Here is a 14,092-nt window from a genome sequence, read left to right as displayed (position 1 = left end):
GGCCGGGGGCGGAGGGGTGGGGGTCCTGGACGCTTACGTGTATTTGTGGGCCGAACTTCCGGCCACCAAAAGGCACTGGGCAACCGGCCCGTAAATATACGGTCCAGGACCCCCACCCCGGAGCCCCCGGCCCCGCCCCACGACGAGCTACCTGGGCAACCACGCCCGCCAGACATCCGGATGCGCCGTCACCCACCGCTTGGCCGCCGCCTCCGGCGACAGCTTGTCCTCCGCGATCATCTGCGAGACCTCGTTCTGCTCGTCCTTCGTCCACCGGAAGTTCTTCAGGAACTGAGCAGCCTTCCCACCATGCCTGGCGAAGTCCGCGTTCAGATACTTCTGCAACGGCGTCGTGGGATACGCGCAGTCAATATCCGCCGGGGCCTTGGCCCCGCAGGCATCCGTGTACGGCGGAAGTTTGACCTCCACCATCGGCACCTCGTTGAACAGCCACTGCGGCATGTACCAGTACGTGAGGAACGGCTTCCTCTCCTTGGCGAACTGCTTGATCTGCGTGATCTGCGCCGCCTCGGAACCGGCAAAGACCGGCTGGTAGTTGAGCCGGAGATTCTTCACCAACGCCTTGTCGTTGGTGACGTACGACGGCGAACCGTCAAGCAGTTGCCCCTTGGAACCGCTCTCAGCGGTCCGCATGAGATCGGCGTACTTGTTGAGGTTCCGCCAATCAAGGATGTCCGGATGCTCATCGGCGAGATACTTCGGCACCCACCACCCGATGTGCCCGGTAACCCCCTCGCCCCCGGCGGAGACGATGGTCCTCTTCTCGTGAACGTACCGCTCCTCCTGGTCGGGATGCCCCCAGTCCTCCAGAATCGCGTCCACGCGATCCTGGCTGAGCGCGTCCCACGCGGGTACCTCGTCCACCTGGACGGTGTCCACCCGGTACCCCAGTTCGTGCTCCAACAGGTACTGCGCCACGGCGACGTTGGCCTGCGAGCCCACCCACGACTGGACGGACAGGGTCACCGTCTTCGCACCGGAGGCGTTCGCGTACGGCGATGTCTGCTTGGTCATGTCGGCCGCACCGCACCCGGTAGCACCCACCAGCAGCCCACCGGCGAGCAGCGCGCCCCACAACTTCCTACGTCCGAACACCATCAACGCCCCTTACCCACGGGCTGCGTCACCCGGTCCAACATCAACCCGAGGCACACGATCGCCGTACCGCCGATCAGCCCGGTCGCGAGGTCGCCCTGGGCGAGCCCGAAGACGACGTTGTAGCCGAGCGCACCGCCGCCGATCATGCCCGCGATGACGACCACCGCCAGCACCAGCACCACGGCCTGGTTGACCGCGAGCAGCAACGCGGGCCGGGCGAGCGGCAGTTGCACCTGCCGCACCTGCTGGCCGCCGGTCGCGCCCAGTGACCGCGCCGCCTCCATGGCGGCGGGATCCACCTCCCGCAGCCCCTGCGTGGTGATCCGCACGACCGCGGGCACCGCGTAGGCCACGGCGGCAGCCGCGCCCGCGGCACGGCCCGCGCCGAACAGCGCGACGACCGGGATCAGGTAGACGAACTGCGGCATGGTCTGGAAGACATCCAGCACCGGCCGGAGCAACGCCTCGAACCGACGGCTACGCGCCGCGGCGATGCCGACCCCGACACCGACCACCAGCGTCACCGCCAGCGCCGCCAGGACCTGGGAGAGCGTGTCGAGCGAGACGCTCCACACCCCGAGCACCCCGATCGCGGCCATGGCCAGCACGGCGGTGAGCGCCGTACGCCAGGTCCCGATCAGCCAGGCCAGCGCACCCACGACCAGCAGCACCGACCACCACGGCAGGCCCTGCAGACCGTCGCGCACCGGGTCGAGGACCCAGGTGGTGAACCCGGCGGCCCAGTCGGCGGTCCCACCAATGACGGGGACGCCGGAGTTGAGGTGCCCGGTGATCCAGTTCACCACGCTGTTGACCGGCGCCGCGATGCTGACCGTCCAACTCCCGGGCCAGGAGGCCGAGTCGAAAGCCCGCCCAAGAACCGCACACCCGGCAACAAGCCCCGCAAGCGCACCCCACACAACCCAGCCGCGCCCAAACACCCGCCACACGCGAAGGCCGCCAGCCGAGCCGCCACCCCCAGAAGCACGCCCAGAAGCACGCCCAGAAGCACCCCCACCAGAGCCACTCCCAGAAGCACCCCCAGAAGCACCCTCACCAGAGCCACTCCCAGAAGCACCGCCAGAGCCACCCGCAGAGGCACCCCCACCGGAGCCAACTCCCGCACCCCCACCAGCCCCAACCCGCTCCCCCGCAGCGGCCGTCGTACGATCCAGTACGACAGCGAGCAAAACGATGGGAACCCCCGCCGCCAGCGCATTGCCGACATCAACCGTGGACAGCGCCTGGTAGACCCGGTCACCGAGGCCACCGGCCCCGATCACGGAAGCGATCACGGCCATCGAGAGCGCCATCATGATCGTCTGGTTGACGCCCAGCAGCAGTTGCCCCCGCGCCAGCGGCAACCGTGCCGTGAACAGCCGCTGCCGCGCGGTCGCCCCCAGCGAGGTGACCGCCTCCAGCACACCGGAGTCCGCGCCGCGCAACCCGAGCGCGGTGAGCCGCGCCATCGGCGGGGCCGCGTAGACCACGGTGGCCAGCACCGCGGGCGGCACGCCAATGCCGAAGATCCACACGAACGGCAGCAGATAGGCGAACGCGGGCAGCACCTGCATGGTGTCCAGCACTGGCCGCAGCACCCGGAACATCCGCTCCGAAAGCCCGGCCGCGAGGCCGAGCACCGCACCGACCGCGACGGAGGCGACCACCGCCACCACCATCAGCGCCAGCGTCTGCACGGTCGGCACCCACATGCCGAGCGCCCCGCAGGCCGCCAGGGAAACCAGCGCGGTGAGCGCCACCCGCAGCCGGGCGAACCGCCAGGCGAGCAGGGTCGCCGCCGCCGTCACCCCGGTCCAGCCGAGGGCCAGCAGCACGAGGTAGACGCCGCGCACGGCGTAGCCGACGCCGTAGCTGACGTAGCCGAAGAAGTAGAGGAAGACCGGGCTGCTGTCCCGGTTGTCAATGATCCAGTTGCTGGCCTTGCCCAACGAACCCGACGGGTCGACGGTCAGCGCGGCAGGCCAACTGCCGCTGCCCCACCGGGAGTTGACCAGCGGCACCACGACCGCCGCCACCACGGCGAGCAGCACCAGCTTGGCGAGCCCCCGCCGCCGAGCCACCAACTCACGCAGAGAACCGCCAAAGGGCCTGACGGCCGTACTAACAGAACTCACGCGACAGCCTTCTCAGCAGCGGGACCCGAAGCAACCGAAACCCCCGCCACCACCGACAGCAACGCCTGGTGGTCCACCACCCCGAGGCAGCGCCCACCCTCGACGACCCGCACCGGCCCGCCGGTCCTGGCCACCGCCTCGATCGCGTCACTGCACAGCGTCCCCGGCGAAAGCGCCGGGCCCGTCTCGGCCTCGCCGCCCACGGCGGGCCGCATCGCACGCCGCACCGTCAGCACCTGCTCGCGCGGCACGTCCCGCACGAAGTCCCGCACGTACTCGTCGGCCGGAGCGCCGACGATCTCCTCCGGCGTGCCGCACTGGACGATACGGCCGCCGCGCATCAGCGCGATCCGGTCGCCGAGCCGCAGCGCCTCGGACAGGTCGTGGGTGATGAAGACCATCGTGCGGCCCTCCTCCCGGTGCAGGCGCACGACCTCCTCCTGCATGTCCCGCCGAATGAGCGGATCCAGCGCACTGAACGGCTCGTCGAACAGCAGCACCTCGGGATCCACGGCGAGCGCCCGGGCGAGCCCCACCCGCTGCTGCTGGCCACCGGAGAGCTGGCCGGGACGGCGCCCCTCAAGTCCGGCGAGGCCCACCTTCTCCACCATCTCGGCCGCCTTGGCCCGCCGCTGCGCCTTGCCGGTGCCCTGGATCTCCAGGCCGTAGGCGACGTTGTCCAGCACCGTGCGGTGCGGCAGCAGACCGAAGTGCTGGAAGACCATGGCCGCGCGGTGGCGGCGCAGTTCGCGCAGCCGCCCGGCGTCCATGCCGCGCACGTCCTCGCCGTCGATGGCGATCTCACCGGAGGTCGGCTCGATCAGCCGGGTCAGACAGCGCACCAGGGTGGACTTGCCGGAGCCGGACAGCCCCATGACGACGAAGACCTCACCCTTGCGGACGTCGAAGGAGACATCCCGCACCGCGACCGTGCAGCCGGTGCGCTGCCGCAACTCCTCGGCGCTCAGGTCGGCTTCGGGCGAGCCGGGGATCCGGTCGGCCTTGGGGCCGAAGACCTTCCACAGGTCGCGGACCGCGAAAACGGGAGAAGTAACCGCGCTCATCACGCGTCACCCCCCTCGGCCGGAGCCGCACCGAGCAGTTCCGCGGCCTTCTCCCCCACCATCAGCACGCCGATCATCGGGTTCACCGCGGGCATCGTCGGGAAGACGGAGGCGTCGGCGATGCGAACGCCGTTCAGGCCGCGGATCCTCAACTGCGGGTCGACCACGGCGAGTTCGTCGTCTTCGGCGCCCATCTTGCAGGTGCCCGCCGGGTGGTAGACGGTGTGCGCGACCTTGCGGGCGTACTCGGAGATCTCCTCGTCCGAGGTGATCTCAGGCCCGGGGCACACCTCGCGCTTGAGCCAGCTAGCCAGCGGCTCGGTCCTGGCGATCTGCCGGGCGATGCGGATGCCGTCGACCAGGGTGCGGCCGTCGTAGTCCTCGGGGTCGGTGAAGTACCTGAAGTCCAGTGCGGGCTTGACGGACGGGTCCGAGCTGGTCAGGTAGAGCTGGCCACGGCTGCGCGGCTTGGGGATGTTGGGGGTCATCGACACACCGTGCGCGGGCTTTTGGTAGCCGAGGCGCTCGGGGTTGTCGGTGAACGGGATCTGGTAGAAGTGGAACATCAGGTCGGGGCCCTTGGATTCGGGGTCCCGGCGGACGAACAGGCCCGCGTCGGAGTCCATCGCGGAGTTGTCCGGGATCGGCCCGTCGGTCTCCCAGACGATCACCGACTCGGGGTGGTCCAGCAGGTTCTCGCCGACGCCCGGCAGGTCGTGCACCACGGGTATGCCCAGCGCCTCAAGGTCCTTCTTCGGGCCGATGCCGGAGTGCAGCAGGAGCCGCGGGGTGTCCACCGCGCCCGCGCACACCAGCACCTCGTGGGCGGCCCGGACGAAGACCTCCTCGCCCTCCTTGGTGCGCACCCACACCCCGGTGGCCCGCTTGTCCGCGTCCAGTTCCAGCTTGTACGCCCAGGTCTCCAGCATCAGGTGCAGGTTGGCGCGGTCCAGGAACGGGTGCAGGTAGGCGACCGAGGCGGAGGAGCGCTTGTTGTTCTCCGGGTGGTACGCCAGGTCGAAGAAGCCCACGCCCTCGTGGAACGGCTTGCGGTTGAAGCCCTCGACACGCGGTACGCCGATCGCGTTCTGGGCGGCGTCGACGAAGTCGCGGGCGATGGCGTTCCGGTCCTTCTCGTCCACCGGCACGATGTTGTTGAGCAGCCGGTCGAAGTACGGGTCCATGGCCGCCGCGTCCCAGCCCGCGGCTCCGGCCTCGGCCCACTCGTCCCAGTCGGACGGCAGCGGCTTGAAGCTGATCAGCGTGTTGTGCGAGGAGCAGCCGCCGAGCACCCGGGCGCGGCTGTGCCGGATGTGCGAGTTGCCGCGCGGCTGCTCGGTCGTCGGGTAGTCGTAGTCCAGCTCGCCGCCGAGCAGTCCCAGCCAGCGGCGCAGGGTGAGCACGTCCTCGCGGTCGACGTCGGACGGTCCGCCCTCGATCACCGCGACCTGGACCGAGGGGTCCTCGGTGAGCCGGGAGGCGATCACGGATCCTGCGGTGCCGCCGCCGATCACGACATAGTCGTAAACGTTCTCATTTACGGGCATGGGGGTACTGCTCCTTCGTTGCGGGGGGATCCGGGGTACCCGCTGGGGAGACGGGGGTACTCCCCGGAGAAGACCGGGGCGCCGGGGGGCTTACCGCCCGGAAGAGGTCAACCCTTGAACCAGCGCACCGGACGCGGTGCGAGGTTCTGATAGACGTGCTTGGGCTCGCGGTACTCGTTCAGCCCGGAGGGGCCGAGTTCGCGGCCGACACCGGACTTGCCGAAGCCGCCCCACTCGGCCTGCGGCAGGTACGGGTGGTAGTCGTTGATCCACACCGTGCCGTGCCGCATCCGTCCGGCGACCCGCCGAGCGCGGCCCGCGTCGGCGGTCCACACCGCGCCCGCCAGGCCGTACTCGGTGTCGTTGGCCAGCGCCACCGCCTCGTCCTCGGTGTGGAAGGTCTCCACGGTGAGGATCGGACCGAAGGTCTCCTCGCGGACCACGCTCATCTCGCCGTGGCAGTGGTCGAGGACGGTCGGGGAGTAGAAGTACCCGGTGGCCGGGCGGATCTGGCTCGGCTCCGGGCGGGATCCACCGCACCGCAGGCTGGCGCCATCGGCGAGCGCCGCCGCAACGTAGCGTTCGGTCTTGGCGAGTTGGGCCGCGGAGACCAGCGGGCCGCACTCCACGCCCGGTTCGGTGCCCCGGCCGAGCTTGATCCGTTCGGCGCGGCGGGCGAGTTCGGCGACGAAGCGGTCGCGCACCGAGTCCTCGATGATCAGCCGGGCACCGGCCGAGCAGACCTGGCCGCTGTGGATGAAGGCCGCGTTCAGCGCCTGGTCGACGGCGGTGTCGAAGCCCTCCTCGGTGGCGCAGGCGTCGGCGAAGACCACGTTCGGGTTCTTGCCGCCGAGCTCCAGCGCGACCTTCTTCACGGTGGCCGCCGCGGCCTCCATCACCCTGGTGCCGCTGGCCAGGCCGCCGGTGAACGACACCAGGTCCACGTCCGGGTGCTCGGCGAGCCGGGCGCCCACCGGGTCCCCGGTGCCGGTGACCAGGTTGCCGACCCCGGCCGGGAGACCGGCCTCCACCAGCAGCTTCATCAGGTGCACGGTGGACAGCGGGGTGATCTCACTGGGCTTGATCACGAAGGTGTTGCCCGCCGCGAGCGCCGGGGCGATCTTCCAACTGGCCTGGAGCAGCGGGTAGTTCCAGGGGGTGATCATCGCGCACACGCCGACCGGCTCGTAGACGACCACGCTGTGTATCTCGGGCGAGCCCGCGTCCACCACCCGGCCGCCGCTCTCGTTCACCACCAGGTCGGCGAAGTAGCGGAACGCGTTGGTCACGTCGTCCACGTCGACGCGGCCCTCTTCCAGGGTCTTACCGGTGTCCCGGCTCTCGGTCAGCGCGATCGCCTCGCGGTCCCGCTGGAGCAGGTCGGCGACCCGGCGCAGCAGCGCGGCCCGCTCGGCGACCGGCGTGTGCGGCCAGCGCCCCTCGTCGAACGCCTCACGGGCCGCGGCCACCGCCGCGTCCGTGTCGGCGACGCCACCCTCGGCCACCACGGCCAGCGTCTTGGCGTCGGCGGGGTCGAGGACCTCCCGCTGCGCGCCGGACGCGGCGCCGCGCCACGCCCCGTTCACATGAATGGTCTCGACTGCCGACACGCTCGTTCTGCCTTCCAATGTCCGTTTTGCCCGTGCTGGTTCACCAGCGACAAGGACCCCTAACCGGAAGGCGTATAGGTATGCGTGTTTTCTAAAAAAGAGTGACGCTAGTCACCTTTTGGACATAGGGGCGGGGCGGCCGGAGCCCCCGTTGACATGCTCTCCGGCCGCCCCGCTGGAGGGGTGGTTCAGCGGTTGGTCCACAGGTTCCAGAAGACGGCACCGTTGGCGCACTGGTACTGGTCCCACGCGTGGCGGTCGACGCCCTGCTGACCGGCGCTGTTGCAGCCGTCGAACGTCCAGTACTTGCCGCGGTCGATCCAGCCGGGAGGCGCGTCGTCGGCGTGGCGCGCCGCCACGGTGTGGTGGGTCGGCACCGCGTGGTGCTGCGCGGCGGCGTGGGCGGCCGGGGCCATGAAGCCGAGGCTCGCCACGGCGGCCACCCCAGCGGCCAGTGCGGCCGTCTTCCGGATGAGCACAGATGCCATCGTTCTCCCCCTTGGTCTCGGTGCGTTGCTGTGACCTTCACCAGCTACACGAGTGAGGGGGCGCCCTCGTATGACACCCGCGCCCATGATTTTTTCGGCGTTACGCCGTCAGGCGTTTGTGGTGCAGGAGCAATGCCCGGCAGGCGCGGGCGAGTTGCTCTGCGTGCCGGACGGCCGAGGCCAGGCCGGTGCCGGTGTCACCGCGCAACTTCCTGCGGGCTTCGGCGATTGCGGCCAGCGCCAGGATGCGGCACAGGTCGTCCTTCGGCTGTGCGCAGGCCAGCGCTTCCACTTCTGGGATCAGCCGCATGAGGTGGCCGCGCAGGGTCAGGACGAGTTCCTCGGTCTCCTCGTGACGGGGGTACGCGGCGCGGCGCTCTCCGAGCACCGCTTCCACCGTCTCGGCGATCGCCCGTTCTCCGCCAACTCCCAGGACGGGAACCGGCATTCGATCGGGTGGGCTTTCTGCGTTCATACGGCGAGGTTGCCCTGCTCAGGGCTACCGTTTCGAGATCCACGCAGGGTACGGGTGCGGTGACGCGCTGCGCGCTGGTTCTGTGCGGTGGTTGCGCTGTCTTGCGCGGCGCGCGCTTCGTGCTCACCGATGAGGGGAGAATCGCGATGAGCGACGGCAACACACCTGTGAGCTTGCGGATCATCGGCACCCAGGTCAAGGCCCTACGCCAACGAGCCGGGCTCACACAGGCCCAACTCGGCAAGAAGGTCGGCTACTCGGAGTCCCAGATCCGCAGCATCGAGTCGGGACGGCGGACCCCGAAGCCGGAGCTTCTGCTGGTGTTCGAGGAGATGTTCCAGGTGCAGGGGGTCTTCACGTCCGTTGCGGACGAGCTGCTGAAGGAGCCGCATCCGTCCTGGTTCCAGCCGTTCGCCGAGCTGGAGGCGGAGGCAGTCGCGCTGTCCGCGTACGACAACCAACTCGTCAACGGCCTGCTGCAAACCGAGGCATACGCACGAGCCGTACACGAAGAACACCGCCCAGCCCTGGACGACCAGGAGATCGAACTCCGAGTCGACGCTCGGCTGACCCGGCAGAAGCTGCTCACACGGGTACCAGCCGCATCCCTCAGCTTCATTTTCGAAGAGGTCCTGCTACGCCGCTCCATCGGTGGCCGAGAGGTCATGCGTGAGCAGCTGGAACGCCTGTTGGACGTGGCACAGATGCGGCACGTCGAAATCCAGGTGATGCCGACCGAGCGCCCAGGCCATGCCGGGCTCGAAGGTCCACTAACCGTCGTCGAACCGCCTGAGAAAGAGCTGTGCGCGTACCTAGAGGTCCAGAACATCGGCCGTCTGATCACGGACCGTCCAACCGTCAGCAAGATCGCCCAGCGGTATGCGATCCTGCGAGGCCAGGCTCTTACACCCGATGAATCGGTCAGCTTTATCAAGCAGTTGGCAACGGGAGCGACATGAACGAGCTCGTTTGGTTCAAGTCCAGTTACAGCGGCGGCGGAGGCGGGCAGTGCGTCGAAGTCGCCTACGACTGGCAGAAGTCCAGCCACAGCGGTGCAGGCGGCCAAGACTGCATCGAGATCGCCACCCACCCCACCACCGTCCACGTCCGCGACTCCAAGGACAAGACCGGCCCCGTCCTGGACTTCACCCCCGAACAGTGGTCCGCCTTCGTGGAGTTCGCCGCCGCGTACCCCGGCGTCGTCTGACACCGCGAAGCGGCCGCCCCCATCGCCGGGGGCGGCCGCTGTCGCGTCAGTACGACTTGAGGGAGTAGGACGTCACCACGTCCCGGAACCGCTCGTGGTCGCCCTGCTCGCCCATCTCCTGGGCGATCTCCGCCTCGGACCTGTCGGCGAGGGCCTCCGCCCGAGCCGACCGCTCCTCGACGTTGGCCAGGGCGATGTCCTGGTTCCGCTCGATGAAGCCGCGCAGTTCCTTCTCGTACGCGGCGAACGCCGCGACGTGATCGCCGCCCGCCGCCTTGAGTTCGCCCGCGAGGACGTAGGCACCGATGAGCGCCATGCTCGTACCCTGGCCGGACAGGGGCGAGCCGCAGTACCCCGCGTCGCCTAGCAGCACCACGCTCCCCCTGGACCAACTGTCCATGCGGATCTGGCTCGCGGAGTCGAAGTGGAAGTCGGGCGCGTCCCACATGTACTTGAGCGCGTTGGGGAACTCCCAGCCCGCGTTGGCCAGTCGGTCGGCGATGATGCGCTTCTGCGCGGCCAGGTCGCGGTAGTCGTAGTCCAGCGGTTCCTCGGCGAAGAAGCCCGCGTACACCCGCAGCTCGGTGTCGTCGCGGACGCTCATGATGATGCCCCCGGCGCCCTCGTTCTGGTGGTAGACCTGCCAGTGGTCCAGGTCGAGGAAGTTGGGAGCGGTGAACACGCCCATGTAGGAGCCGCCGAGGTGGTGGATGAACTGCGACTCGGGGCCGAAGACCAGCCTGCGGACGTTGGAGTGCAGCCCGTCGGCGCCGACGACGATGTCGAAGTCGCGCGGGGCGCGGTTCTCGAAGGTGACACGGGTGGTGTGCTCGTCCTGGGTGATGCTGGTGATCGAGTCGTCGAAGAGGTACTCGATGCCGTCACCGCCCGCCTCGTAGATCAGGCTGCACAGGTCGTCGCGGAGTATCTCGACATCGGAGTTGGCGATCACACCGCCGGTGAAGGTGTGTTCCGTGGTGCGGTACAGCTCCTTGCCGGAGGCGTCCACGATGGACATGCCGCGAATATCGGTCCTGAGGCGGCGCATCTCGTCCAGGACGCCCATCTGCTCGACCACGTCGAGCGCCGCGGCGCGCACGTCGATCGCCTGGCCGCCGGGGCGTAGGTGGGGGGCGCGTTCGACGACGGTGACGTTGAAGCCGTAGCGGTTCAGGAAGTACGCCAGGGCGGGGCCGCCGACGCTGGCTCCGGAGATAAGGACATTGACGTTCTCCATCTGTGCTCCTCGACATCAGGTGGGACCTATCGGATTCGACGCGAGGCGTACGGCCCGGCGTTGACTTCGATCCTGGCCATCCCGCCTGACAAGCCGCTGACAAGGCGTTCCCGCCGCTGTCAGCCCACTGACAGCGGCGGGTCGTGTCCTGGTCACGCCGCACGTCGTTGAGCCCCACGGCAGTGGGGAGGGATGCGCGGTGACCGACACCGACTTGGCATTGCTGGACAACCTGTTCGAGTGGTTGGGCCGGGCGGTGCCAAAGGGCTACAAGGCCGACATCGTGGAGGGGTGCATCTGCATGTCCCGATGGCGGTCCGGGCAACGGGCGATCACCGTGGGGCTTCGGAAGCAGTTGCAGGTCAAGCACTCCATGCGGCGGCGTCCACGCCACATGCGCATCGACTTCCCCGGCTCCATGAACGGGTTCGCACCTGATGTGGCGGTGCTGCGCAAGGGTGCGCGGCGGTCCAAGGGTCGATGGCGGTACCAGGACGTCGAGTTCGTCGCCGAGGTGGTCTGCAAGGCCACCGAGTACCGTGTCTTCGGGCCGAAGAAGCATGCGTACGCGACGGCCGGTGTCCCGGTCTACCTGATCGCCGACCCGCGCAACGGCGAGTGCCACGTGTTCACCCGGCCCGAGGACGGCGCCTACCGCAGAAGGCTCACCGCCGCCTTCGGCGTGCCCATCGACCTCACCGACACCGTCGTCGGGCTGACCCTCACCACCAACGAGTTCCCCCGCGACTGAGCGAAACACTGAGCCCCGCCACCAGCGCAACATGCCGGTGGCGGGGCTCAGTTGGAGGGTGCGGGCTCAGATGAGGCCGAGGGCGCGGACCGCCTCGCGCTCTTCCTTGAGCTCGTTGACGGAGACGTCGATCCGCGACTGCGAGAACTCGTTGATCTCCAGGCCCTGGACGATCTCGAACTTGCCGTCCTTGGTGGTGACCGGGAAGGAGGAGATCAGGCCCTCCGGGACGCCGTAGGAGCCGTCGGAGACGATGCCCATGGAGGTCCAGTCGCCCTCCTTGGTGCCGTTGACCCAGGTGTACACGTGGTCGATGGCGGCGTTGGCGGCGGAGGCGGCCGAGGACGCGCCACGGGCCTCGATGATCGCGGCGCCGCGCTTGGCGACGGTCGGGATGAACTCCTCAGCCAGCCACTTCTCGTCGTTCACGACCTCGGCGGCGTTCTTGCCCGCGACCTCGGCGTGGAAGATGTCCGGGTACTGGGTGGCGGAGTGGTTGCCCCAGATCGTCAGCTTGCGGATCTCCGAGACGGCGACGCCGGTCTTCTTCGCCAGCTGGGTGACCGCGCGGTTGTGGTCCAGGCGGGTCATCGCGGTGAAGCGGTCGGCCGGTACGTCAGGGGCGGCGGCCTGGGCGATCAGGGCGTTGGTGTTGGCCGGGTTGCCGACCACCAGGACCTTGATGTCGTCGGCGGCGTGGTCGTTGATCGCCTTGCCCTGCGGCTTGAAGATGCCGCCGTTGGCCTCCAGCAGGTCGCCGCGCTCCATGCCCTTGGTGCGGGGGCGGGCGCCGACCAGCAGGGCGACGTTGGTGCCGTCGAAGGCCACGTTCGGGTCATCGGTGATGTCGATGCCCTTGAGCAGCGGGAAGGCGCAGTCGTCCAGCTCCATGGCGGTGCCTTCGGCGGCCTTCAGGGCGGGCGTGATCTCCAGCAGGCGCAGCTTGACCGGAACGTCGGCGCCGAGGAGCTGCCCGGACGCGATGCGGAAAAGCAGTGCGTAGCCGATCTGGCCAGCCGCACCGGTGACAGTGACGTTGACGGGAGTGCGGGTCATTGCGATCTCCTGCGCTGTGTTTTTTTGGGCGTCCCGGCCCCTGTTGTTTCGGGATGGTCCGGCGCCGGTGACTGCCGATGTCTCGACGCCGAGAGATCCGCCGTCAGGCTATCGGACACCGGGCGCACCGAACCCTTGGGAGGGTGTGGCTCGGGTCACCGCTTGTGGGTGTTCTTCGTCCGGGTGGCGCACACTCTGCCGTCGCGGGCCGCGAGGCAGACCTGCACCGCCTCGCCGCGCGCGTCCGGGATCATCGGGGTGAACGCCCGTACCCCGGTTTCCTGCGCGTTCTGCCACCGTACGTCGCCGTGCGCGCCGCGCACCTCGATCGCGTCGCCCGCCCGGGGATCGCGGGTCAGCGCCCAGGCCGCCCGGCAGCGGGCGCTGACCCGCAGGTCGACCTCCCGCCCGGCGAGCCACGCGGACGCCGTGGTCACCCCGTCGTCGGCGCACAGCGTGACATCCGGGTCGAGCCCGGCGCAGCTGCGGCCCTGGCAGAACGGTGGCGCCACCTCGTTGGCGGTGGAGTTGGGCACCGCGCCGATCAACAGCAGCACGGCCCCCACGGCGAGGGCCAGCACGACTGCGGTCACGGCCGTCCAGACGGCCATCTCCAGCCTGCCGCTGGTGCGTTCGGGCCAGGGCGAATCCGGGTCCCCCCGTGCGGGCTGACCGAATTCCGCTCCCTCACACGAGGGACGCGCCGCATGGGTGGCCGGGTTGTCGCTCAGGCGGCTCACCCGCGCAACCGCGCCCAGGTGTCCTTGCCCACCACCCCGTCGACGGGGAGCCGGTGGGCCCGCTGGTACTCCTTGACGGCATCCGCCGTTCGCCGCCCGAAGTGGCCGTTGACCGTACCGGTGTCCACCCGCTGGCGCTGCAACAGGCACTGGATCTCGGTGACTTGGGGGCCGTCGGCGCCCTCGCCCACCACATCGGTGCTGGTCTGCGCATAGCCCGCGTAGTGGCGGCCGTCCTGCACCTTGTCGTGGCACGGGAAGCCGGGCAGCTCGCCCGCCTGCGGTCCGACGCCGTCCCGCTGCGCCCCGGGCATCAGCGCGTAACCGCTGGCCATGCCGCCGCCGAGGACCACTATCGCCACGGCCGCGGCGAGCAGCGCGCGGCGCTGGCGGGACCGGCGCTCGGAGACCAGCGGTGCGGTGAAGTCCTCGTAGCCGACGAAGGGCTCACAGATCCCCGTGCGGCCCTTGACCAGTTCGACGCCGGTCCCGCGGGCCGCGGTCTCCCACAGCTCGACCAACCGCAAGGTGTCACCGCCCGCCAACGCGCCCCGTGAGGCGACCATCTGCCGTGGCGGGCGGTCCCCGGCGCCACGGGTGCGCAGCACCAGTTCGCGTAACTGGGCCTCAAGACCGTCCGGTATCGGCTGCCAACGTGCCATG

At 69.3% G+C, this 14,092-nt stretch carries 14 protein-coding genes; 3 read left to right on the top strand and 11 right to left on the bottom strand.

Annotated features, from left to right (window positions below; translation table 11 throughout):
- Positions 1-147: 147 nt before the first annotated feature.
- The 7 genes from NON19_RS27020 to NON19_RS26990 all read right to left on the bottom strand — a co-directional run bounded on the left by NON19_RS27020 (position 148) and on the right by NON19_RS26990 (position 8,438).
- On the bottom strand, positions 148-1,119 hold the full coding sequence (locus NON19_RS27020) for an ABC transporter substrate-binding protein (RefSeq protein ID WP_255931714.1): 972 nt from the start codon (positions 1,117-1,119) through the stop codon (positions 148-150).
- Complete coding sequence (locus tag NON19_RS27015) at positions 1,119-3,200, bottom strand: ABC transporter permease (protein WP_255931719.1); 2,082 nt, start codon at positions 3,198-3,200, stop codon at positions 1,119-1,121. Before NON19_RS27015 ends, NON19_RS27020 begins: the two co-directional genes overlap by 1 nt.
- Before the next feature lie 50 nt (positions 3,201-3,250).
- Positions 3,251-4,318, bottom strand: coding sequence for a quaternary amine ABC transporter ATP-binding protein (locus NON19_RS27010; protein WP_255931713.1), 1,068 nt, complete (start codon positions 4,316-4,318; stop codon positions 3,251-3,253).
- Entirely contained in the window at positions 4,318-5,865 is a 1,548-nt protein-coding gene (locus tag NON19_RS27005; protein WP_255931712.1) for a GMC family oxidoreductase, read from the bottom strand. Before NON19_RS27005 ends, NON19_RS27010 begins: the two co-directional genes overlap by 1 nt.
- 107 nt (positions 5,866-5,972) lie before the next feature.
- A complete protein-coding gene (locus NON19_RS27000; protein ID WP_255931711.1) occupies positions 5,973-7,475 on the bottom strand; it encodes an aldehyde dehydrogenase family protein in 1,503 nt (500 codons plus the stop codon).
- Between the two features lie 188 nt (positions 7,476-7,663).
- Positions 7,664-7,963: a hypothetical protein gene (locus tag NON19_RS26995; RefSeq protein ID WP_255931710.1), complete on the bottom strand. Its 300-nt coding sequence runs from the start codon at positions 7,961-7,963 to the stop codon at positions 7,664-7,666.
- 100 nt (positions 7,964-8,063) lie between these two features.
- A complete protein-coding gene (locus tag NON19_RS26990; protein WP_255931709.1) occupies positions 8,064-8,438 on the bottom strand; it encodes a DUF6415 family natural product biosynthesis protein in 375 nt (124 codons plus the stop codon).
- A 59-nt stretch (positions 8,439-8,497) separates the two neighbouring features.
- Between NON19_RS26990 and NON19_RS26985 the strand changes: the two genes are divergently transcribed.
- Both NON19_RS26985 and NON19_RS26980 read left to right on the top strand, forming a co-directional pair.
- Entirely contained in the window at positions 8,498-9,397 is a 900-nt protein-coding gene (locus NON19_RS26985; protein WP_255931708.1) for a helix-turn-helix domain-containing protein, read from the top strand.
- Complete coding sequence (locus tag NON19_RS26980; protein ID WP_255931707.1) at positions 9,394-9,645, top strand: DUF397 domain-containing protein; 252 nt, start codon at positions 9,394-9,396, stop codon at positions 9,643-9,645. The genes NON19_RS26985 and NON19_RS26980 overlap by 4 nt, the downstream gene beginning before the upstream one ends.
- Positions 9,646-9,691: 46 nt before the next feature.
- Here NON19_RS26980 and NON19_RS26975 read toward each other — a convergent pair whose 3' ends face one another.
- Positions 9,692-10,882, bottom strand: a complete 1,191-nt coding sequence (locus NON19_RS26975; RefSeq protein WP_255931706.1) for an FAD-dependent monooxygenase — start codon at positions 10,880-10,882, stop codon at positions 9,692-9,694.
- A 199-nt stretch (positions 10,883-11,081) separates the two neighbouring features.
- Here NON19_RS26975 and NON19_RS26970 point away from each other — a divergent pair, with 199 nt between their 5' ends.
- Positions 11,082-11,633 carry a Uma2 family endonuclease gene (locus NON19_RS26970; protein WP_255931705.1) on the top strand — a complete coding sequence of 184 codons (552 nt, stop codon included), beginning with the start codon at positions 11,082-11,084 and terminating at the stop codon, positions 11,631-11,633.
- Between the two features lie 66 nt (positions 11,634-11,699).
- Here the strand turns inward: NON19_RS26970 and NON19_RS26965 are convergent, their stop codons facing one another.
- The 3 genes from NON19_RS26965 to NON19_RS26955 form a co-directional block, all read right to left on the bottom strand.
- Positions 11,700-12,689, bottom strand: a complete 990-nt coding sequence (locus NON19_RS26965) for a malate dehydrogenase (RefSeq protein WP_255931704.1) — start codon at positions 12,687-12,689, stop codon at positions 11,700-11,702.
- Positions 12,690-12,844: 155 nt separating this feature from the next.
- The gene (locus tag NON19_RS26960; protein ID WP_255931703.1) at positions 12,845-13,429 is read right to left on the bottom strand and encodes a DUF2690 domain-containing protein; all 585 of its coding nucleotides are present in this window, start codon (positions 13,427-13,429) and stop codon (positions 12,845-12,847) included.
- Complete coding sequence (locus NON19_RS26955; protein WP_255931702.1) at positions 13,426-14,091, bottom strand: peptidoglycan-binding domain-containing protein; 666 nt, start codon at positions 14,089-14,091, stop codon at positions 13,426-13,428. The genes NON19_RS26960 and NON19_RS26955 overlap by 4 nt, the downstream gene beginning before the upstream one ends.
- Position 14,092: the final 1 nt, after the last annotated feature.

This window comes from Streptantibioticus rubrisoli, assembly GCF_024436055.1.
Lineage (GTDB): Bacteria > Actinomycetota > Actinomycetes > Streptomycetales > Streptomycetaceae > Streptantibioticus_A > Streptantibioticus_A rubrisoli.
The sequence above is the reverse complement of the archived record's forward strand: the minus strand, read 5'-3'. Positions and strand labels throughout refer to the sequence as shown.